Source organism: Xanthomonas arboricola pv. juglandis (assembly GCF_905367715.1).
GTDB classification, from domain to species: domain Bacteria; phylum Pseudomonadota; class Gammaproteobacteria; order Xanthomonadales; family Xanthomonadaceae; genus Xanthomonas; species Xanthomonas arboricola.
Genome location: NZ_HG999362.1, coordinates 1,942,173 through 1,962,252 on the forward strand (window position 1 = coordinate 1,942,173; position 20,080 = coordinate 1,962,252).

The window sequence follows — 20,080 nt, forward strand, 5'->3', positions numbered from 1 at the left end:
TCAGGCGCGACCGCCCAGGGTCAGCACCATGCGTTCGCGCAGGTCCGCATCGTCGTCGCCGCGCGGCGGCGACACTTCGTCGAGCGAGAAGCCACGCATCAGCGCGTCTTCTTCGTCCAGTCCGTCGAGCGCGACGAATTCGGCATCGAACAAGGCCGCGCGGGCGCTGTCTTCGCTGTCGTAGGGCAGGATCTTGCCGTCGCTGTCCAGGACTTCGGCGGTACCGGCCTGCTTGACGCGCAGGCGCGCCCAGATCAGCGTGCGGCCGATCGTGGCCAGCCACCACGAATCGTGGTCGTCGTGTGCGGTGTCTTGCGGTGTATTCATGGCATTACCTTGGAAAGCAGGCCGAGCAGGGCTGCCATGCCCAGGCCGAAGAAGATGGTCAGCAGCGACAGCCAGGCCGGCGTGGCCAGGCCGGACAGCGCACTGTCGCGATGGCTGCGGTAGCGCCGCGCCAGCAACCAGCGCAGCGCCGCAGGACTGATGAAGGCCGGCTCGCCGAAGCTGGCCAGCGCCTCGGGATGACGGTCGCGCAGGTGCACCAGCGTCAGCGGCCAGAAGATCAGCAAGGCGGTGAGGCCGGCAACCGCCACACCGACAAAACACAGTGCGAAGAACAGGGTCATGTGCCCGCCAGCATCAGTGCGAGTTGGGGAAGTGCTGCGCCGATCACCAGCGCAGCGATGGTCCACCATAACGGACGCACGGCGTGGATGATCGACCTGCGTGCCGTGTCACCCTGCCACCACGCGCTGGCACCCGGATGTGCGGCTGCCAGCTGCGCCAGCCGGACGCCGCGCACCCCGGCGATGCCGGCGCCCAGCAACGCCGCCGCGAAGGCCAGCAACTGTAGCGTGGCGGCGGCCAGCAGGCTCACATCAGAACTCGGCGCTGCCCGGCGCGCGCGGGTAGGGGATGGCGTCGCGGATGTTGCTCAGCCCGCACACGTAAACCACCAGGCGCTCGAACCCCAAGCCGAAGCCGGCATGCGGCACCGAGCCGTAGCGACGGAAATCGCGGTACCAGCTGTAGTGCTCCTGGTCCAGGCCGAACTGCGCCATGCGTGCATCCAGCACATCCAGGCGCTCTTCGCGCTGGCTGCCGCCGATGATCTCGCCGATGCCCGGCGCCAGCACGTCCATCGCCGCGACGGTCTTGCCGTCGTCGTTCAGGCGCATGTAGAAGGCCTTGATGTGCTCGGGGTAGTTGGTCACCACCACCGGGCGGCCGATATGTTCCTCGGTCAGCCAGCGCTCGTGCTCGGTCTGCAGGTCCAGGCCCCACTCGACCGGGAAGTCGAACTTCTTGCCCGAGTTCTGCAGCAGCTTCACCGCCTCGGTGTAGTCGATCTGCTCGAACGGGGCATTGATGAAGGCCTCGAGTTTGGCGATCGCGTTCTTGTCCACGCGCTCGGCCAGGAATGCCAGGTCGTCGCCACGCTCATCGAGCACCGCGCGGAACAGGTACTTGAGGAACTGCTCGGCCAGGCGCGCGTCTTCGGCCAGATCGGCGAAGGCGATTTCCGGCTCGATCATCCAGAATTCGGCCAGATGGCGCGTGGTGTGGCTGTTCTCGGCGCGGAAGGTCGGGCCGAAGGTGTAGACCTTGCTCAACGCCAGGCAGTAGGCCTCCACGTTGAGCTGGCCGGACACGGTCAGGAAGGTTTCCTTGCCGAAGAAGTCGCGGCTGAAATCCACCGCGCCGCTGGCATCGCGCGGCAGGTTGACCATGTCCAGCGTGGAGACGCGGAACATCTGCCCGGCGCCTTCGGCGTCGGAGGTGGTGATGATCGGGGTGCTGATCCAGTTGAAGCCGTTCTGGTGGAAGAAGCGGTGCACCGCCTGCGCCAGGCAGTTGCGGATGCGGGTGACCGCGCCGAACAGGTTGGTGCGCGGGCGCAGGTGCGCCACTTCGCGCAGGAACTCCGGCGACATCGGCTTGGGCTGGATCGGGTAGGTCAGCGGGTCTTCGACCCAGCCGACGATCTCCACGCCGCTGGCCTGGATCTCGAACGACTGACCCTTGCCCTGCGACTTCACCAGCACGCCCTTGGCGATCAGCGAGCAACCGCTGGTCAGGCGCTTGATCTCGTCGAAGTTGGGCAGGGTATCGTTGGCCACCACCTGGATCGGAGCGAAGCAGGAGCCATCGGTCACGTTGATGAAGGCCAGTCCGGCAGATCCGCGCAGCGTGCGCACCCACCCCCGTACCGTGACTTCGCCGCCTTCCGGGAGTTTTCCCGCAAGCGCATGTTCAACGCTGACCACCGTCATGACTTGTCCTCGCCGTAGCGACTTTGAATGGTCTGCGAGTTTACTGGCTGCGGGCGCGCTGGCGCGAGCATCTGAACCGCTTGCGGGTGGTTGCGCTTGTCCAAGGCCGGACATGGCCCCATTTGGGGAACACGTCGTCGCAGCGGCTGCAGCCCCCGTGATTGCAGCCTCGCTATACTTGCCCCCATCGTTTCCGGAGCACCCCCCATGGCCATCAGCCTCACCCCCGCCGCGCTGGAGCGCGTGCAGCGTTTCGTGCAGCAGACCCCGGGGACGCTGGGTCTGCGCTTTGGCGTGACCAAGACCGGTTGCTCGGGCTGGGGCCATGTCACCGACCTGGCGCGCGAGAAACGTGACGACGACGCGGTGTTCGAGCAGGAGGGCGTGCGCATCTTCGTCGACCCGGTCAGCCTGCCGCTGGTCGATGGCACCTGCATCGATTTCGGCAAGCACGGCCTGAGCGAGACCTTCACCTTCCGCAATCCCAATGCGACTGCCGAGTGCGGCTGCGGGGAGAGCTTTACGACCGAAGCCGAGCATCGCTGAGCTCGCTGGTGCGCGCGCCAGTGGCGCGCAAGCGGTGCCTTATCGCCCCGGCGGGAGAGGGGCTCAAGCAGTCGCCGCGCAGATGTCACGTTCCTAGGCTTGGCCGCTGGCTCGGCCCGGTTGCGGCTAAGCGCCTGAACTGCCATACTTTCCTGCTTCCTGCCCGGTTCCGGGCGGGAATCCTTGCTCCACCGGCCGCCTTGCGCGGGTCACCGGGGAGCTGTCCGGCCCACGTGGCCACATCCGAAAGGTAATACAACATGAGTCGTCATTACGAAGTCGTGTTCCTGGTCCACCCGGATCAGAGCGAGCAGGTCCCGGCCATGATCGAGCGCTACAAGTCGCTGATCGAGGGCGGTAACGGCACCATCCACCGTCTGGAAGACTGGGGCCGCCGTCAGCTGGCCTACCCGATCCAGAACCTGGTGAAGGCGCACTACGTGCTGCTCAACATCGAAGTCGACCAGGCCGTGCTGAGCGAGCTGGTGGAAAGCTTCCGCTTCAACGATGCGGTGCTGCGTCACTTGGTCGTCAAGCGCGACGGCCCGGACACCGAGCAGTCGCTGATCATGAAGAGCAAGGACGAGAAGGGCGACAAGCCCGAGCGTAGCGAGCGTCGTCGTCGTGATGACGATGAGGGCGATGCTGCACCTGCCGCCACAGATACCGACGGCGACAACGCCGAAGCCGCTTAAGGAGCGCTGTCATGTCTAAGTTCTTCCGTCGTCGCAAGTTCTGCAAGTTCACCGCCGAGGGCGTGAAAGAGATCGATTACAAGGATCTCAACACCCTGCGTCAGTACCTCACCGAGAACGGCAAGATCGTGCCGAGCCGCGTGACCGGCACCAAGTCCAAGTACCAGCGTCAGCTGGCCACGGCCGTCAAGCGCTCGCGTTTCCTGGCGCTGATCCCGTACACGGACAATCACGACGTTTAATCAGTCGTTAGTTGCGGGGCGCTCAAAGCGGTCCGCACGAATGAAGTGAGTTCTCGCAATAGGCCATGCGGCCGCATGTGAGTCCTCACAACGGCCCGCACATCACTATGCGGGCTCTTGACTTGATAGAAGTCCGGTAATTAAAGGTGCGGTGCCGGTCGGGCTCTTACGATTCCCGATTCCCCAATCCCGATTCCCGGCTTCTCCTATTCGGACAGCAAACGTTGCGTCGGCCAAAGCGCCGGCGCTAACGAATAACGGAGCACCACCATGGATCTGATTCTTCTGCAGAAAGTGACCAACCTCGGCGGCCTGGGCGACAAGGTCAGCGTCAAGCCGGGTTACGGCCGCAACTTCCTCGTGCCGCAGGGCAAGGCCGTTCCGGCCACCGCTGCCAACGTCGAAGCGTTTGAAGCCAAGCGTGCCGATTACGAAGCCAAGGCCAACACCATCCTGGCCGATGCACAGAGCCGCGCCGGCAAGTTCGAAGGCGCCAGCGTCACCATCGGCGCGCATGCGTCGACCGAAGGCAAGCTGTACGGCTCGGTCGGTCCGCGCGACATCGCCGAGGCGTTCACCGCCGCCGGCCTGCCGCTGGAAAAGAGCGAAGTGATCCTGGGCGAAGGCGCATTCCGCAATGTCGGCGAGTACGACGTTGTGCTGCACCTGCACGCCGATGTGGAAACCTCGGTCAAGGTCATCGTCGAATCCGACGCCTGATCCACGCTGCACGCTGTACCCGAAGGGCGCCTGGTTAGGCGCCCTTCGTCTTTCTGCGGCCACGCCAGCGATGCCAGGGCCGCTATACTCATGCTCCATTGCCGGTTCCACGGCCCATAGATCTTGTGGATCAAGGGCTTAGGGGCGGCTTCACAGGAAAAGCGCCTGCCGGCCTCGCCCGTGCGGTGCCCGGAACCTTCAGTCCCATGCGCCTGTCCACGATCAAACTGTCCGGTTTCAAGTCGTTCGTCGACCCGACCACGTTGCACCTGCCCACCAACATGACCGGCATCGTCGGTCCCAACGGCTGCGGCAAGTCCAACATCATCGATGCGGTGCGCTGGGTGATGGGCGAAAGTTCGGCCAGCCGCCTGCGTGGCGACTCGCTGACCGACGTGATCTTCTCCGGCTCCTCGGCGCGCAAGCCGGTGTCGCAGGCGACGGTGGAGCTGATCTTCGACAATTCCGATCACACCATCAGCGGCGAGTTCGCCTCGTTCAACGAGATCTCGGTCAAGCGCCTGGTCAGTCGCGACGGCAACAGCGCCTACTACCTCAACGGCACCAAGTGCCGGCGCCGCGACATCACCGACCTGTTCCTGGGCACCGGCCTGGGGCCGCGCAGCTACTCGATCATCGAGCAGGGCATGATCAGCCAGATCATCGAGGCGCGCCCGGAAGACCTGCGCGTGTATCTGGAAGAAGCCGCCGGCATTTCCAAGTACAAGGAGCGCCGCAAGGAAACCGAAACGCGCATCCGGCATACCCGCGAGAACCTCGATCGCCTCGGCGACCTGCGCGAAGAGATCACCAAGCAACTGGCGCATCTGCAGCGCCAGGCGCGCCAGGCCGAGCAGTATCAGGCCTTGCAGGAAGAGCGCCGGATCAAGGACGCCGAGTGGAAGGCGCTGGAATACCGCGGCCTGGATGGCCGGTTGCAGGGCCTGCGCGAAAAACTGAATCAGGAAGAGACCCGGCTGCAGCAATTGATCGCCGAACAGCGCGATGCCGAGGCGCGGATCGAAACCGGGCGCGCGCGTCGCGAGGAAGCCGCCGAAGCGGTGGCCAAGGCGCAGGCCGATGTCTATCAGGTTGGTGGCGCGCTGGCGCGCATCGAGCAGCAGATCCAGCATCAGCGCGAGCTCTCGCATCGCCTGCACAAGGCGCGCGACGAGGCGCAGAGCCAGTTGCAGGAGCTGACCCAGCACATCAGCGGCGATTCGGCCAGGCTGGCGGTGTTGCGCGAGGCGGTGGACGCTGCCGAACCGCAACTGGAACAGCTGCGCGAAGACCACGAATTCCGCCAGGAGTCGCTACGCGAGGCCGAAGCGCGCCTGGCCGACTGGCAGCAGCGCTGGGAAACCCATAACCGCGACACCGGCGAAGCCTCGCGTGCCGGCGAAGTGGAGCGCACGCGCGTCGATTATCTCGATCGCCAGTCGCTGGAGGCCGAGCGCCGCCGCGAAGCGCTGGTCAATGAGCGCGCGGGGCTGGACCTGGATGCGCTGGCCGAGGCGTTCGAGCAGATCGAGCTGCGCCACGAAACCCAGAAGACTTCGCTGGACGGGCTGACCGAGCAGGTCGAAGCGCGCAAGCACGCGCTCGGCGGGCTACAGGAACAACAGCGCGCCAGCCAGGGCGAACTGGCCGACGTGCGCAAGCAGGCGCAGGCTGCGCGTGGCCGGCTGTCGTCGCTGGAAACCCTGCAGCAGGCCGCACTCGGCCAGGAGCAGGGCGCCGCAGTGGCGTGGCTGAAGTCACGCGGGCTGGATTCTGCCGCACGTGTCGGCGAGCGCATCACGGTCGAAAGCGGCTGGGAAAACGCGGTGGAAGGCGCGTTGGGGCAGTTGATCGAAGGCGTGCTGGTGGATGCGCCGGAGCAACTGGTCGATGCGCTGGGCGAATTGGGCGAGGGTCGCATCGCGCTGGTGTCCGGTGCCAGCGACAACGCGAGCTTCGCGCCGACCTCGCTGGCGGCCAAGGTGCAGGGGCCGATCGCGATCCGTCGCCTGCTCGCGCGCCTGCACGCGGCCGAGGATCTGGGGGCCGCGCGTACGCTGCAGCGCAGCCTGCCCGAAGGCGATTCGGTCATCACCCGCAGCGGCGAGCGACTGGGCGAGGGCTGGGTGCGGGTGTCGCGCTCCGGTGCCGCCAAACAGGGCGCCTTGCTGCGCGAGCGCGAGATTCAGGAGCTGCGTGCGCAGATCGAAACGCTGCAGGAGCGCGAGGCCGAACTCGAGCAGCGCCTGGGCAGCTTCCGCGAGCAATTGCTGGCGGCCGAACAGCAACGCGAAGATGCGCAGCGCCAGTTGTATATGGCGCACCGCAGCGTGTCCGAACTGGCCGGTCAGCTGCAGAGTCAGCAGGGCAAGGTCGATGCCGCGCGCACGCGCATCGAACGCATCGAAAACGAATTGTCGCAGCTGCTGGAAACGCTGGACACCAGCCGCGAACAGGCACGCGAGGCGCGCGCAAAGCTCGAAGACGCGGTGACCCTGATGGGCGACCTGCAAGGCACTCGCGAGGCGCTGGAGAACGAACGCCGTCAGCTCACCGATGCGCGCGATCAGGCCCGCGATGCCGCACGTGGCGTGCGCGATGCGATGCATGCATTGGCACTGACGCTGGAATCGCAACGTACCCAGATCACCTCGCTGAGCCAGACGCTGGAACGCATGGACAGCCAGCGCGGCCAGCTCGATACGCGCCTGGAGGACCTGGTCGCCCAGCTCAGCGACGGCGACTCGCCGGTGGAAACGCTGGAGCACGAGCACCAGGCCGCGTTGAGCGAGCGTGTGCGCACCGAGCGCGTGCTGAGCGAAGCGCGCACCATGCTGGAGAGCATCGATGGCGAGCTGCGCAGCTACGAGCAGACTCGCCAGCAGCGAGACGAACAGGCGCTGGCCCAGCGCGAGCGCATCTCGCAGCGCAAGCTCGACCAGCAGGCGCTGGTGCTCAGCGCAGAGCAACTGGAGGCCGCCGTGGTGAAAGCCGGCTTCGTGCTCGAGGACGTCGTCAATGGATTGCCGGAAGCCGCGAACGTGGCCGAGTGGGAAGCCGCAGTTGGCCAGATCGACGGCCGCATGCGGCGGCTGGAACCGGTCAACCTGGCCGCGATCCAGGAGTACGGCGAAGCGGCGCAGCGCTCGGAATATCTGGACGCGCAGAATCTGGATCTCAACACCGCACTGGAGACGCTGGAAGAGGCGATCCGCAAGATCGACCGCGAAACCCGCGGCCGCTTCAAGGACACCTTCGACCGGGTCAATTCCGGCGTCCAGGCACTGTATCCGCGCCTGTTCGGCGGTGGTCATGCGTATCTGGAGCTCACCGGCGAAGACCTGCTCGACACCGGGGTGACCATCATGGCGCGCCCGCCGGGCAAGCGCGTGTCCAGCATCTCGCTGCTGTCCGGTGGCGAGAAGGCGATGACCGCGGTGGCGCTGGTGTTTGCGATCTTCCAGCTCAATCCCGCGCCGTTCTGCCTGCTCGACGAGGTGGACGCGCCGCTGGACGAAGCCAATGTCGGCCGCCTGGCCAACATGGTGCGGGAAATGAGCGAGAAGGTGCAGTTCCTGTTCGTCAGCCACAACAAGGCGACGATGGAGGCCGCGCGCCAGCTCTCCGGCGTGACCATGCGCGAGCCGGGCGTCAGTCGCCTGGTCAGCGTGGACCTGGAAGAGGCCGCACGTTTGGCGGGTGCGGCATGACGTGCCATGCTTGTCGGAATATCGACACCTGTCACTCTTATGCGGAGGCACGCTGAATGTCCGACATGGCCATGATCCGGATCGGGATCCTGATCGCTGGACTGCTGCTGGTCGCGGCCATCTTCCTGTTTGGTCGCCCGAAAAAATCGCCGCAAGGGCGCCGGGTCGACAAGGACGACGGGCAACCGCGCGAGCGCCGCGAGCCGGTGATCTCCAGCGAGCCTGGCGTGGACGGCGACCCGTTCGAGCGCAATGAAGGCGCCGAGCAAAGCGAACTGAACCTGGACGATGCCGATGCCGATGCGGCCGGCGGCAACGATGTCGGCAAGCGGCCCAACCAGGATTTCGACAAGATCGTCTCGCTGTTCGTGGCCGCCAAGGCCGGCCAGGTGCTGCGCGGCGAAGATGTGGTGGTCGCTGCGGAGAAGACCGGGCTGGTGTTCGGTCACATGAATGTCTTCCACCGTTTGGTGGAGGGGCATCCGGAGCGCGGGCCGATCTTCAGCATGGCCAGCATCCTCAAGCCCGGCAGCTTCGACATGGCCAACATCCGCGAGATGCAGACCCCGGCGATTGCGTTCTTCCTCACCTTGCCGGCGCCGATGACCGCGCTGGATGCCTGGGAAAAGATGCTGCCGACCGTGCAGCGCATGGCCGAACTGCTCGACGGCGTGGTGCTGGACGACAGCCGCAATGCGCTGGGCCGCCAGCGCGTGGCGCATATCCGCGACGAACTGCGCGCCTACGATCGCCAGCACCAGGCACCGCCGCTGACCAAGTCGCCGCGCTGGTGAGTGCGTGTTGCTTTTAAGTGCGCGCTGCTGGTGATGTGCGTGGGTGGTGATTGCGCACCGCTGGTGATCGAGCGTCGCTGACCAGTGGTTGCGAGCCATTGACCGTGAGTCATCCCGACCGTGAGTCGTCCATACGCGGTCTAAGTCGCGACCTGCCGCAGGGCGCGTCCTAGCGTAGAGGTGAACGATGTGGAGCTTGCAGGGCGCGCTGGCGGTGCTGATGTTGCTGGCGGTGTGGGCCATCCTGGCCGCACCGCTGCTATGGGTGGTGTCGCGGATTGCGCTGCGTTTGCGCAAAGGCGCGTCGACAAGCCCACATCGCGCGCAATGGAGCTCGATCGGGTTTGCCGCTGCGGTGACGCTGCTGGTTGCGCCAGTGCCAACGCCTATCGTCACTGTCTTCCTGCCGCATGCGATCGCGCTGTTGGATGCCAGCTACTACGCACGCATCTTTCAGGGCCCGCCGATACTGCGCCAGCTCCTGGTGTGGATTGCGGTGTCGATGGCGCTGACGTTTGCGCTCAGCTACGTGTGGATCCGGCGCGTGCTGCGTCCGAATGCTGCCGCGCCGCTTCCAACTCCCACGCGATAGGAAATCAACGCCCCTCTCCGGCGGGAGAGGGGTGAGGGTGCGGAGGCGAAGCAGTGCAGCAGTCGGTGATCCAGGTCTGCCGGCGCGTGGCGACGCGTTTGTCATTACAGGTGTTGGTAGATCTCCGAGGCGTACCCTCATCCGCCCTTTCGGGGCACCTTCTCCCGAGAGGGGAAGGGATGGCCACTCCGTGCTTGGCGATCAGCGCTTGGCCTTGGTAAAGGCCTCGCGAAAGCGCAGCATCTCCGCCTCGGTGCCGACGCTCACACGCACCCGCTTGGGCCAGATCGGCCAGCTGCGGCCGACGATGACGCCCTGTTTCTGCATCGAATCGGCAAACACGCCGGCGTCGCGCTTGACGTCGAGCAGGAAGCAGCTGGCCTGCGTGGGCAGGCAGGTGTAGCCCTTGCTCTTGAGCCAGGCGATGGTGTCATCGCGCACGCGGGCGTTCTCCGCGCGGCGGGTCTGCACCAGTTGCGGGTCGCGGAGGCTGGCGATGCCGGCGGCCATTGCCGGTACCGACAACGGGTTGCTGCCCAGGCTGGCGAGCTTGGTCTGCAGCCCCGGCGGCGCCAGCGCGGCGCCCAGGCGCAGGCCGGCCATGCCGTAGAGCTTGGAGAAGCTGCGCAGCACGATCAGGTCCTGGCGCTGACGCACCAGGTCCGCCACGGACGGCTCGTTGCTGTAGTGGATATACGCCTCGTCGACCACCAGCACTGCGCTGGCCGGCTTGTTGGCCAGCAGCCACTCGATATCGGCGCGCGGGGTGATGGCGCCGCTGGCGTTGCCGGGGTTGCACAGGTAGATCAGGCCGGCGGACGGGTCGGCCTTGGCCATCGCCTTGACGTCGTGCGCGCCATCGGCCCGCAGCGGTACCTTGCGTACCGGCACGCCGCGGGCGGTGGCGCTGTCGATGATCGGGTCGAAGCTCGGGTCGGCCACCACCAGCCCGGCACGTGCCGAGGTGAACAGGCTGCCGGCACGCAGCAGTGCGTCCCTGGAGCCGGGAAAGAACGCCAGATGGTCGCCGGGCAGTTGCAGCTCGCCGGTCATCAGGTTGCGCAGGTCCTGTTCCATCTCGAACTGATAGCGGCCTGCACGTGCCAGCGAGCGCGTTGCCGCGTCCACTGCGGCGGGCGAGGGGCCGAGCGGATGTTCGTTGAGATTGAGAAACACCGCGCCCGCTGCCGGCGCCACGCCTGGCTTGGCAGGCGCAGCGGCACGCTTGCGGGCTGCCTCGGCCGCGGGTGCCAGTCCCAGTGCGGAGATCGCCACGCCAACGCTGGCAAGGCTGAGAAACGAACGGCGCGAAACGGGCAACGGCACGGTGAGCTCCAGGCGAGCAGGCAAAGAGGGCGCCACGCTAGCGGGTTTGTGCCTGTCTGCCTATCGGGAAATCGCTGCCGGGCTCGCTGTCGCCCGGTTTGGTCGGCGGTCCGGCAGCACTTGCACACCGGCACGGCCCGTTAGAATGGGCGGCCCAGAGCCAGCCCAGCGATCGTATGACTGTCAGCCCGGATCCCGCTCAGCGCATCGGCGCCCTGCGTCATCGTATCGAGGACGCCAACTACCGCTATCACGTGCTCGACGAGCCGCAGATGGCCGACGTCGACTACGACCGCCTGATGCGTGAACTGGAAGCCCTGGAGGCGGCGCACCCGGAGCTGGCCAGCGCCGATTCGCCGACCCAGCGCGTCGGCCACCTGGCCGCGTCGCGCTTTGCCGAAGTGCGCCATGCCCTGCCGATGCTGTCGTTGGGCAATGCCTTCAGCGACGAGGAAGTGACCGAGTTCGTACGGCGTATCAGCGAGCGGCTGGAGGTGAAGCAGCCGCTGTTCTCGGCCGAGCCCAAGCTCGATGGCCTGGCGATCAGCCTGCGCTACGAAAGCGGCGAGTTCGTGCAGGGCGCAACGCGGGGCGACGGCGCCACCGGTGAGGATGTCAGCGCCAATCTGCGTACCGTCAAGGCGATTCCGCTGCGCCTGCGTGGCGAAGGCTGGCCGCAGGTACTGGAGGTGCGCGGCGAGGTGTACATGCCGCGTGCCGCCTTCGAGACCTACAACGCGCAGATGCGCGTGCAGGGCGGCAAGGTGCTGGCCAATCCGCGCAATGGCGCCGCCGGCTCGCTGCGTCAGCTGGATGCGCGCATCACTGCGCAGCGACCGCTGAGTTTCTTTGCGTATGGCGTGGGCGAAGTGAGCGAAGGTGCGTTGCCGCAGACGCATTCGGCGATCCTGGCGCAGTTGCGCGCGTGGGGTTTCCCGGTCAGCGCCCTGGTCGAGGTGGTGCAGGGCAGCGACGGCCTGTTGGCGTATTACCAACGCATCGGTGAGGCGCGCGATGGCTTGCCCTTCGATATCGATGGCGTGGTCTACAAGCTCGACGATCTGGCCGGGCAGCGCGAGATGGGCTTTGTCTCGCGTGCGCCACGCTGGGCGATCGCGCACAAGTTCCCGGCACAGGAGCAGTCCACCACGGTGGAGGCGATCGAGATCCAGATTGGCCGTACCGGTGCGGCCACGCCGGTGGCGCGGCTCAAGCCGGTGCACGTGGCCGGGGTGATCGTCACCAACGCCACGCTGCACAACGCCGACCAGATCGCGCGGCTGGATGTGCGCGTGGGCGATACGGTGATCGTGCGGCGTGCGGGCGATGTGATTCCCGAAGTGGCCGGCGTGGTTGCCGAGCAACGGCCGCCCGGCACCCAGCCATGGCAGATGCCCACGCAATGCCCGGTCTGCGGGTCGGAGATCGTGCGCGAGGAAGGCGAGGCGGTGTGGCGCTGCTCCGGCGAGCTGACCTGCCCGGCGCAGCGCAAGGAAGCGTTCCGGCATTTCGTCTCGCGCCGCGCGATGGATGTCGATGGCCTGGGCGAAAAATTCATCGAGGTGCTGGTCGACAGTGGCGTGGTGCAGGGCGTGGCCGATCTGTATCTGCTCAACGTGGACCAGCTGCTGCAATTGCGCATGATCAGCACTGCCGAAAGCCCGCAAGCGTTCCTGCGCGAGGCGCGCGAGCATCTGGCCAGCGGTGCGTACGGCGAGCTGGAAAACACCGTGGTCGGCATCGGGGTGGACCTGGCCGGCGAGCGCGAGGCGCCGCAAACCTGGCAGGCGGATCTGTTGCGCGCCGGGCTGCCGGCGTTCGACTGGAACCGCAAGAAGATCGCCACCAAGTGGGCGGAAAACCTGATCGAGGCGATCGAGCAATCACGCGATACCACGCTGGAGCGTTTCCTGTTTGCGCTCGGCATCGAGCATGTCGGCGAGAGCACCGCCAAGGCCTTGTCGGCGTGGTTCGGCGATCTGGAGCTGATCCGCCATCTGCCTTGGCCGCTGTTCAAGCGCGTGCCCGACATCGGTGGCGAGGTGGCGCGCTCGCTCGGGCACTTCTTTGACCAGCCCGGCAATCAGCAGGCCATCGACGACCTGCTGCAACGCGGCGTGCGCATCGGCGATGCGCATCCGCCATCGCCTAAACTGCGCGAGGCGCTGAGCTTTGCCAGCGTGCTGCAGGACATGGATATCCCCAAGGTGACGCCGGTGCGTGCGCAGCAGCTGGCTGCCGCGGTGGCCTCCTTCGATGCGCTGCGCAGCGCCGGGTCCGATGCCTTGTTGCAGGCCGGCGTTCCCGCGCCGGTGGTGGCGTCGCTGCTGCAATGGCTGGAGCGGCCGGAAAATGCGGCCTTGGCAAGCGCTGCGCAGCAGGCGATGGAAACGGTGCTGTCGCGTCTGCCCGACGCCGACGCGCTGCAAACCGGCCCGCTCGACGGCCAGAGCGTGGTGATCACCGGGACCCTGGCCGCGCTCACCCGCGATGCGGCCAAGCAACGGCTGGAAGCGCTGGGCGCCAAGGTCGCCGGCAGCGTCTCCAAGAAAACCGCGTTTCTGGTGGCCGGCGAAGAAGCCGGGTCCAAGCTGGACAAGGCGCAGTCGCTGGGCGTGGAGATCTGGGACGAGGCGCGCTTGCTGGCCTTCCTCGGCGAGCACGGCCAGCAACCATGACCGCGACGCAGGTCGATCTGGACGCGTTGCGGTTGCGCGCGCGGCTCAACGCGCTGATCCGCGCTTTCTTCGCCGAGCGCGACGTGCTGGAAGTGGAGACGCCGGTGCTGTCGGAGGCCGGCAACACCGAGCCGAATATCGACAGTTTCAGCACGCGCTTCAGCGGCCATGTCGATGCCGGCGCGCCGGTGCGCTGGTTGCGCACCTCGCCGGAATATCCGCTCAAGCGGCTGCTGGCGGCCGGGGTGGGCGATTGCTACGAGCTGGGGCGGGTGTTCCGCAATGGCGAGGCCGGCGGCCGCCACAATCCCGAGTTCAGCATGCTCGAGTGGTACCGGGTGGGTTGGGACGATCGCGCCCTGGCACAGGAGACCGTTGAGTTGGTGCGCTGCGCGCTTGCGCTGGTCGGGCGCCAGGCGCAGGTGCAGGTGCTGAGTTATCGCACGCTGTTCGTGCAGGCGCTGGGCATCGACCCGCTAAGCGATTCGATCGAAACGCTGCGCGCACCGCTACACGACATCGCCATCGATCCGGATGGCCTGACCCGCGACGACTGGCTGGATCTGCTGATGACCCATCGCCTCCAGCCGGGCTTTGCCAGCGACACGCTGACCGTAGTGCACGACTGGCCTGCCAGCCAGTGCGCGTTGGCGCGCATCCGCCCCGGGGAGCCGCCGGTGGCCGAGCGCTTCGAGCTGTATCTGGGCGCCTACGAGGTCGCCAACGGGTACCACGAGCTCAACGATGCGCAGGAGCAGCGTGCGCGTTTCATGCGCGATAACGCGGTGCGTGCGGCGCGCGGATTGCCGCAGTTGCCGGTGGATGAGCGGCTGCTGGCGGTGTTGTCGCAACTGCCCGATTGCGCGGGCGTGGCGGTCGGTGTGGACCGGCTGTTGATGGCCATGCGCGGCACCACGCAGATTGCCGATGTGCTGGCCTTCGCGTTCGCCCGCGCCTGACCCGCGGCGGCGCGCAGTGTCTGCGCGGCACAGGGCGCGCGCCGGCTGCCATCCCGCTGTCATCGCCACCGTATTGCTATCTTCACATCGATGATGCTCTCATCGTGGCGTCCACGGGGGCGCGGCGCAGAGTGTGTTTGGGTGAGGATTGTCGGCATGAAGTGGCTGATCAGCTTATGCGGTTTGTGGTGCTTGCCGCTGCTGATGCTGGCCGATGCGCGTGCGGCGGATCGCGCCTCCGGCGTCGTCCGTTGCGAGTCCAAGGACATGGCGCGCGTGCATTGTGCGATGGATACCGAGCACGGCGTCCAGCTGGTGCGCCAGCTGTCCGAGACCAGTTGCATCCGTGGCAGCGAGTGGGACATCGAACGCGGTGGCGTCTGGGTCGAACAGGGCTGCCGTGCGGAGTTTGCGGCCGCGCGGGTGTTGAGCGCTCCGCAGATGCGCCGCGTGGTGCGCTGCGATTCCAACGGCGGCAAGGTGGTGTGCCCGGTGGTGCTGCGTGGTGCGCCGGTGCGACTGCTACGCCAGCGCTCGGTGTGGCCGTGCAAGGAAGGCCGCAGCTGGGGTGCGCGCCGTAACGAAATCTGGGTCTCGCGCGGCTGCGATGGCGAATTCGAGGTCGCTGCCGAGGACGGTTCCGGCTTCGTGGCCATGCCACGCATGGTGACCTGCGAATCGAAGAAGGGCGCGCGCCGCACCTGCGGGATCTCGGTGGAGCGCCAGGTGCGGGTAGGCCGGCAGATCTCCAAGAAGGAATGCGTGGAAGGCCAGACCTGGGGCTGGAGCCGCGACGGCGTGTGGGTCAACGACGGCTGCCGCGCCGAGTTCATCGTCGACTGAGACGCTCAAGCTTTCGGTTGTCCTGAGATGTGATTGAACGGGGTGCGGATGCGTCGGGCGTGGAGCGGGCGATCTGTGGCTCGGTTGCAGGGCCCTTGCCCGCCCACCATCGCGGGACACGCCGCAAGTACGTCCTTGTAGGCTCTTACGCGGCATCCATGCCGCGTAAGGTCCCGCGACGGTAGGCGGGCAAGGACCCGTCGGGGTGGTCGGTGTGCGTGGTGCAAGCTGGGCATGACGTGCGCTGGTTGGATCACTGTGCGTCGGCCAGTTTCTCTTTGCCTTGCCATTGCAAGCCGGGCAACTGAAAGGCGTTCAACACGCCGCCTGCCAACTTCTCATCCGCCTCGCGCAGGCTGCGCTACAGGCTTTCAAGAAGCTGCCGGCCAACTCTCTGGTGCGGTGTCCTCGCCGGTTGCAGGACCCTTGGCGGCATGGATGCCGCCAAGGATCCTCCACGGACGGATTCACGGCGTGTCCCGCAAGCGGTGCGGGCACCGCGCACTCGACCAGTTCGGTTTGCGGCATCGCCGGCGGGCTGAGCAATGCGGCCACTGACTGGGCTGCCCGGGCGCCTTACAATGTCCGGATGAACGACAGCGCCCATATCGATTACGCCCGCTACGACCATATCCGCCCGCTGCTGTGGACGGGCGATGCCCTGGAACTGCTCGACCAGCGCAAGCTGCCCTTCGTGGTCGAGCATGTGCGTTGCGACACCAGCGACGCCGTGGCCGAGGCGATCCATTCGCTGGCGGTGCGCGGCGCGCCGGCGATCGGCATTGCGGCCGGGTGGGGCGTGGTGCTGGCGGCGCGCGACATCGCTGCCGACGACGGCAGTGCGGCCTTGCAGAAGCTCGAGCCGGCGCTGTTGCGGCTCAATGCCGCGCGTCCGACCGCGGTCAACCTGGCCTGGGCGCTGATGCGCATGCGTCGCGTGTTGGGCGCTGCCGGTGCCGACTGGCGCGAGGTGATCGCGCGCGAGGCGCAGGCCATCGCCGATGAAGACCTGGCGGCCAACCGGCATATGGGCGCGCTCGGTGCGTCGTTGATCGAGACCGGCAGCGGCGTGCTGACCCATTGCAATACCGGTTCATTGGCCACCGCCGGCTTCGGTACCGCGCTGGGCGTGATTCGTGCCGGCATGGCGCAGCAGCGCATCGCCAAGGTGTTTGCCGGCGAGACCCGGCCGTGGTTGCAGGGCGCGCGCCTGACCGTGTGGGAGCTGCAGCAGGACGGCATCGACGCGACCCTGATCGCCGATTCGGCCGCCGCGCATCTGATGAAGTCCGGGCTGGTGCAGTGGGTCATCGTCGGCGCCGACCGCATCTGCGCCAACGGCGATACCGCCAACAAGATCGGCACCTATCAGCTGGCGATCGCCGCGCGCCACCACGGCGTCAAGTTCATGGTGGTGGCACCGTCGTCCACGGTGGACATGGACACCGCCAGCGGCGATCAGATCGAGATCGAGCAGCGCGACCCGGGCGAATTGTTCGGGGTCGGCGGCGTGCGCACGGTGGCCGATGGCATCAATGCCTGGAATCCGGTGTTCGATGTCACCCCCGGCAGCCTGATCGATGCGATCGTCACCGAACGCGGGGTGATCGCGCAGCCGGACCTGGCGCGCATGCAGGCGGCGTTCGGCAGCTAAGGCCAGTGCGGCGCACTATCGCCGCATCGTCCCGCCAAAATCCTGCAAGTGCTTGTTTCTGGCCGGTAAACCGGCGGCATCGTGGTGCCCCTTCGTGATACAATCCGGGGCTTGAATCGATCGGCGGGAGCGTGGGGTCGGCAGCCTGTTGTCAGGGCGCCCCCGACGCGGCTTTCCGGCTCGCCCGCCACCTCACTTACGGAACCCGAATGGCAGAAACCGCCAAGGAAATCATCCAGGTCAATCTGGAAGACGAGATGCGCAAGAGCTATCTCGATTACGCGATGAGCGTGATCGTGGGCCGCGCACTCCCCGATGCCCGTGATGGCCTCAAACCCGTGCACCGTCGCGTCCTGTACGCCATGCACGAGCTGGGCGCACACAGCAACAAGGCCTACTTCAAGTCGGCGCGTATCGTCGGCGACGTCATCGGTAAATACCACCCGCACGGCGACCAGTCGGTGTACGACACGCTGGTGCGCATGGCGCAGCCGTTCTCGCTGCGCTACATGATGGTAGACGGCCAGGGTAACTTCGGTTCGGTCGATGGCGACTCCGCCGCGGCGATGCGTTACACCGAGTCGCGCATGTCGCGGCTGGCGCATGAGCTGATGGCCGACATCGACAAGGAAACCGTCGATTTCCAGCCCAATTACGACGAGAAGGAACAGGAACCGACGGTCATGCCGACCCGGTTCCCGAGCCTGCTGGTCAACGGCTCGGCCGGTATCGCGGTGGGCATGGCCACCAACATCCCGCCGCACAATCTGACCGAGGCGATCAACGCCTGCATCGCCTTGATCGACACGCCAGAGCTGGATGTCGAAGGCCTGATGGAATACATCCCCGGCCCGGATTTCCCCACCGCCGGCATCATCAACGGCACCGCCGGCATCGCTGCCGGTTACCGCACCGGCCGTGGCCGCGTGCGCATGCGCGCCAAGGCCGATGTGGAAGTGGCCGACAACGGCCGTGAAGCGATCATCGTCACCGAGATTCCGTATCAGGTGAACAAGGCGCGGCTGATCGAGAAGATCGCCGAGCTGGTCAAGGAAAAGAAGCTCGAAGGCATCAGCGAGTTGCGCGACGAGTCCGACAAGGACGGCATGCGCATCTACATCGAGGTCAAGCGCGGCGAGTCGGCCGAGGTTGTGCTCAACAACCTGTATCAGCAGACCCAGATGGAGTCGGTGTTCGGCATCAACATGGTGGCGCTGATCGACGGCCGCCCGCAGTTGATGAACCTCAAGCAGATGCTGCAGGCGTTCATCCGCCACCGCCGCGAAGTGGTGACCCGCCGCACCATCTTTGAACTGCGCAAGGCGCGTGCGCGTGCGCACGTGCTGGAAGGCCTGACCGTCGCGTTGGCCAACATCGACGAGATGATCGAGCTGATCAAGACCTCGGCCAACCCGCAGGAGGCGCGCGAGCGCATGCTGGCCAAGACCTGGGAACCGGGTCTGGTCGGCGCTCTGCTGGGCGCCGCCGGTGCCGAAGCCTCCAAGCCGGAAGATCTGGCCCCGGGCGTGGGCCTGGCCAACGGCTTCTATCAGCTCAGTGAAGTGCAGGCTTCGCAGATCCTGGAAATGCGCCTGCATCGCCTGACCGGGTTGGAGCAGGAAAAGCTGACCGACGAGTACAAGCAGTTGCTCGAGGTCATCCAGGGCCTGATCCGCATCCTGGAAAACCCCGACGTGTTGCTGCAGGTGATCCGCGACGAGCTGATCAACATCCGCGAGGAGTACGGCGACGAACGCCGCACCGAGATCCGTCACAGCGAAGAAGATCTGGACATCCTGGACCTGATTTCGCCGGAAGACGTGGTGGTGACGCTCTCGCATGCCGGCTATGCCAAGCGCCAGCCGGTCAGCGCGTATCGTGCGCAGCGCCGTGGTGGCCGTGGCCGGTCTGCGGCGGCGACCAAGGAAGAGGATTTCATCGACCAGCTGTGGCTGGTCAACACGCACGACACGCTGCTGACCTTCACCAGCAGCGGCAAGGTGTTCTGGCTGCCGGTGTACCAGTTGCCGGAGGCCGGCTCCAATGCGCGTGGCCGTCCGATAATCAACTGGATTCCGCTGGAACCCGGCGAGCGTGTGCAGGCGGTGCTGCCGGTGCGCGAATACGCCGACAACCGCTATGTGTTCTTCGCCACGCGCAACGGCACGGTCAAGAAGACCCCGCTGAGCGAATTCGCGTTCCGCCTGGCACGCGGCAAGATCGCGATCAACCTCGACGAGGGCGATGCGCTGGTCGGTGTGGCCTTGACCGATGGCGATCGCGACGTGTTGCTGTTCGCCTCCAACGGCAAGACCGTGCGCTTTGGCGAATCCACCGTGCGTTCGATGGGCCGTACCGCCACCGGCGTGCGCGGCATCCGTCTGACCAAGGGCGAAGAGGTGGTCAGCCTGATCGTGGCCGAGCGTGCCGGCGGCGTTGAAGGCGATGTCGAGGACGAGGGCGTCGAGGACGTGGTGGAGAGTACGGATGGTGTCGAGGCGGAAGTGATCGACGTCGCCGAGAGCGACGACATGGCCTACATCCTCACCGCCACCGAGAACGGCTACGGCAAGCGCACCCCGCTGACCGAGTACCCGCGCAAGGGCCGCGGTACGCAGGGCGTGATCGGCATCCAGACCACCGAGCGCAACGGCAAGCTGGTGCGTGCGGTGCTGCTGGGCGCCACCGACGAAGTGCTGCTGATTTCCGATGGCGGTACGCTGGTGCGCACCCGCGGTTCGGAGATCTCGCGCGTGGGTCGCAATACCCAGGGCGTGACCTTGATCCGCTTGTCCAAGGGCGAAAAGCTGCAGGCGGTCGAACGCCTGGATGCCTCGCTGGATGAGGCAGAGGATGTGCTGGACGATGCAGCGGTTGCACCGGCAGCAAGCACAGGCGATCTGCCACCGACCGAAGCGTGATCGCATCTGGCGAGCAACGTAGCTGAAGAAAAACGCCGGCGCACAGCCGGCGTTTTTTATTGCACGCGGTGACATCTGCAACGCAGTGTTTTTCGACGGCGTTCGCAAAGAACGCGGTTTTTTC

At 66.3% G+C, this 20,080-nt stretch carries 17 protein-coding genes; 12 read left to right on the forward strand and 5 right to left on the reverse strand.

Going from position 1 to position 20,080, the window contains the following annotated elements; genetic code table 11:
• The 4 genes from KHN93_RS08450 to asnS are packed head-to-tail and all read right to left on the reverse strand — an operon-like array spanning nucleotide 1 to nucleotide 2,276.
• Entirely contained in the window at nucleotides 1-327 is a 327-nt protein-coding gene (locus KHN93_RS08450; RefSeq protein WP_024939855.1) for a hypothetical protein, read from the reverse strand.
• Complete coding sequence (locus KHN93_RS08455; RefSeq protein ID WP_047125582.1) at nucleotides 324-629, reverse strand: hypothetical protein; 306 nt, start codon at nucleotides 627-629, stop codon at nucleotides 324-326. The genes KHN93_RS08450 and KHN93_RS08455 overlap by 4 nt, the downstream gene beginning before the upstream one ends.
• Nucleotides 626-880: a hypothetical protein gene (locus tag KHN93_RS08460; protein ID WP_104594749.1), complete on the reverse strand. Its 255-nt coding sequence runs from the start codon at nucleotides 878-880 to the stop codon at nucleotides 626-628. The genes KHN93_RS08455 and KHN93_RS08460 overlap by 4 nt, the downstream gene beginning before the upstream one ends.
• A gap of 1 nt (nucleotide 881) precedes the next feature.
• Nucleotides 882-2,276, reverse strand: a complete 1,395-nt coding sequence (gene asnS, locus KHN93_RS08465; protein ID WP_039511777.1) for an asparagine--tRNA ligase — start codon at nucleotides 2,274-2,276, stop codon at nucleotides 882-884.
• 207 nt (nucleotides 2,277-2,483) lie between these two features.
• Here asnS and KHN93_RS08470 point away from each other — a divergent pair, with 207 nt between their 5' ends.
• The 7 genes from KHN93_RS08470 (at nucleotide 2,484) to KHN93_RS08500 (ending at nucleotide 9,575) form a co-directional block, all read left to right on the forward strand.
• Nucleotides 2,484-2,822, forward strand: coding sequence for a HesB/IscA family protein (locus KHN93_RS08470; RefSeq protein ID WP_016904198.1), 339 nt, complete (start codon nucleotides 2,484-2,486; stop codon nucleotides 2,820-2,822).
• Nucleotides 2,823-3,082: 260 nt separating this feature from the next.
• Complete coding sequence (rpsF, locus tag KHN93_RS08475) at nucleotides 3,083-3,517, forward strand: 30S ribosomal protein S6 (RefSeq protein ID WP_006451585.1); 435 nt, start codon at nucleotides 3,083-3,085, stop codon at nucleotides 3,515-3,517.
• 11 nt (nucleotides 3,518-3,528) lie between these two features.
• Nucleotides 3,529-3,759 carry a 30S ribosomal protein S18 gene (rpsR, locus tag KHN93_RS08480; RefSeq protein ID WP_005991243.1) on the forward strand — a complete coding sequence of 77 codons (231 nt, stop codon included), beginning with the start codon at nucleotides 3,529-3,531 and terminating at the stop codon, nucleotides 3,757-3,759.
• A gap of 270 nt (nucleotides 3,760-4,029) precedes the next feature.
• Nucleotides 4,030-4,479, forward strand: a complete 450-nt coding sequence (rplI, locus tag KHN93_RS08485) for a 50S ribosomal protein L9 (RefSeq protein WP_016904199.1) — start codon at nucleotides 4,030-4,032, stop codon at nucleotides 4,477-4,479.
• Nucleotides 4,480-4,685: 206 nt separating this feature from the next.
• Nucleotides 4,686-8,189 carry a chromosome segregation protein SMC gene (gene smc, locus KHN93_RS08490; protein ID WP_104559178.1) on the forward strand — a complete coding sequence of 1,168 codons (3,504 nt, stop codon included), beginning with the start codon at nucleotides 4,686-4,688 and terminating at the stop codon, nucleotides 8,187-8,189.
• 56 nt (nucleotides 8,190-8,245) lie between these two features.
• The gene (gene zipA, locus KHN93_RS08495) at nucleotides 8,246-8,983 is read left to right on the forward strand and encodes a cell division protein ZipA (RefSeq protein WP_104559179.1); all 738 of its coding nucleotides are present in this window, start codon (nucleotides 8,246-8,248) and stop codon (nucleotides 8,981-8,983) included.
• Nucleotides 8,984-9,170: 187 nt separating this feature from the next.
• The gene (locus tag KHN93_RS08500; RefSeq protein ID WP_104559180.1) at nucleotides 9,171-9,575 is read left to right on the forward strand and encodes a hypothetical protein; all 405 of its coding nucleotides are present in this window, start codon (nucleotides 9,171-9,173) and stop codon (nucleotides 9,573-9,575) included.
• A 201-nt stretch (nucleotides 9,576-9,776) separates the two neighbouring features.
• Here the strand turns inward: KHN93_RS08500 and KHN93_RS08505 are convergent, their stop codons facing one another.
• On the reverse strand, nucleotides 9,777-10,901 hold the full coding sequence (locus tag KHN93_RS08505) for a pyridoxal phosphate-dependent aminotransferase (protein ID WP_104559181.1): 1,125 nt from the start codon (nucleotides 10,899-10,901) through the stop codon (nucleotides 9,777-9,779).
• Nucleotides 10,902-11,077: 176 nt separating this feature from the next.
• Here KHN93_RS08505 and ligA point away from each other — a divergent pair, with 176 nt between their 5' ends.
• From ligA to gyrA, 5 genes are all read left to right on the forward strand, one after another.
• The gene (gene ligA, locus KHN93_RS08510) at nucleotides 11,078-13,579 is read left to right on the forward strand and encodes an NAD-dependent DNA ligase LigA (RefSeq protein WP_104559182.1); all 2,502 of its coding nucleotides are present in this window, start codon (nucleotides 11,078-11,080) and stop codon (nucleotides 13,577-13,579) included.
• A complete protein-coding gene (gene epmA / locus KHN93_RS08515) occupies nucleotides 13,576-14,538 on the forward strand; it encodes an EF-P lysine aminoacylase EpmA (protein ID WP_104559183.1) in 963 nt (320 codons plus the stop codon). The genes ligA and epmA overlap by 4 nt, the downstream gene beginning before the upstream one ends.
• 156 nt (nucleotides 14,539-14,694) lie before the next feature.
• Complete coding sequence (locus KHN93_RS08520) at nucleotides 14,695-15,381, forward strand: DUF3011 domain-containing protein (RefSeq protein WP_102253929.1); 687 nt, start codon at nucleotides 14,695-14,697, stop codon at nucleotides 15,379-15,381.
• 589 nt (nucleotides 15,382-15,970) lie between these two features.
• Nucleotides 15,971-17,035, forward strand: coding sequence for an S-methyl-5-thioribose-1-phosphate isomerase (mtnA, locus tag KHN93_RS08525; RefSeq protein ID WP_212579387.1), 1,065 nt, complete (start codon nucleotides 15,971-15,973; stop codon nucleotides 17,033-17,035).
• 209 nt (nucleotides 17,036-17,244) lie between these two features.
• Nucleotides 17,245-19,956, forward strand: a complete 2,712-nt coding sequence (gene gyrA / locus KHN93_RS08530) for a DNA gyrase subunit A (protein WP_104559185.1) — start codon at nucleotides 17,245-17,247, stop codon at nucleotides 19,954-19,956.
• The last annotated feature ends 124 nt before the right edge of the window (nucleotides 19,957-20,080 follow it).

Excerpts from the sequence above, each read along its gene's own strand:
- rpsF (WP_006451585.1), top strand. The coding sequence starts at position 3,083 with ATGAGTCGTCATTACGAAGTCGTGTTCCTGGTCCACCCGGATCAGAGC.
- epmA (WP_104559183.1), top strand. The coding sequence starts at position 13,576 with ATGACCGCGACGCAGGTCGATCTGGACGCGTTGCGGTTGCGCGCGCGG.
- gyrA (WP_104559185.1), top strand. The coding sequence starts at position 17,245 with ATGGCAGAAACCGCCAAGGAAATCATCCAGGTCAATCTGGAAGACGAG.
- zipA (WP_104559179.1), top strand. The coding sequence starts at position 8,246 with ATGTCCGACATGGCCATGATCCGGATCGGGATCCTGATCGCTGGACTG.
- rplI (WP_016904199.1), top strand. The coding sequence starts at position 4,030 with ATGGATCTGATTCTTCTGCAGAAAGTGACCAACCTCGGCGGCCTGGGC.
- KHN93_RS08500 (WP_104559180.1), top strand. The coding sequence starts at position 9,171 with ATGTGGAGCTTGCAGGGCGCGCTGGCGGTGCTGATGTTGCTGGCGGTG.
- ligA (WP_104559182.1), top strand. The coding sequence starts at position 11,078 with ATGACTGTCAGCCCGGATCCCGCTCAGCGCATCGGCGCCCTGCGTCAT.
- asnS (WP_039511777.1), bottom strand. The coding sequence starts at position 2,276 with ATGACGGTGGTCAGCGTTGAACATGCGCTTGCGGGAAAACTCCCGGAA.
- KHN93_RS08520 (WP_102253929.1), top strand. The coding sequence starts at position 14,695 with ATGAAGTGGCTGATCAGCTTATGCGGTTTGTGGTGCTTGCCGCTGCTG.
- KHN93_RS08470 (WP_016904198.1), top strand. The coding sequence starts at position 2,484 with ATGGCCATCAGCCTCACCCCCGCCGCGCTGGAGCGCGTGCAGCGTTTC.
- rpsR (WP_005991243.1), top strand. The coding sequence starts at position 3,529 with ATGTCTAAGTTCTTCCGTCGTCGCAAGTTCTGCAAGTTCACCGCCGAG.
- smc (WP_104559178.1), top strand. The coding sequence starts at position 4,686 with ATGCGCCTGTCCACGATCAAACTGTCCGGTTTCAAGTCGTTCGTCGAC.
- KHN93_RS08455 (WP_047125582.1), bottom strand. The coding sequence starts at position 629 with ATGACCCTGTTCTTCGCACTGTGTTTTGTCGGTGTGGCGGTTGCCGGC.
- KHN93_RS08450 (WP_024939855.1), bottom strand. The coding sequence starts at position 327 with ATGAATACACCGCAAGACACCGCACACGACGACCACGATTCGTGGTGG.
- mtnA (WP_212579387.1), top strand. The coding sequence starts at position 15,971 with ATGAACGACAGCGCCCATATCGATTACGCCCGCTACGACCATATCCGC.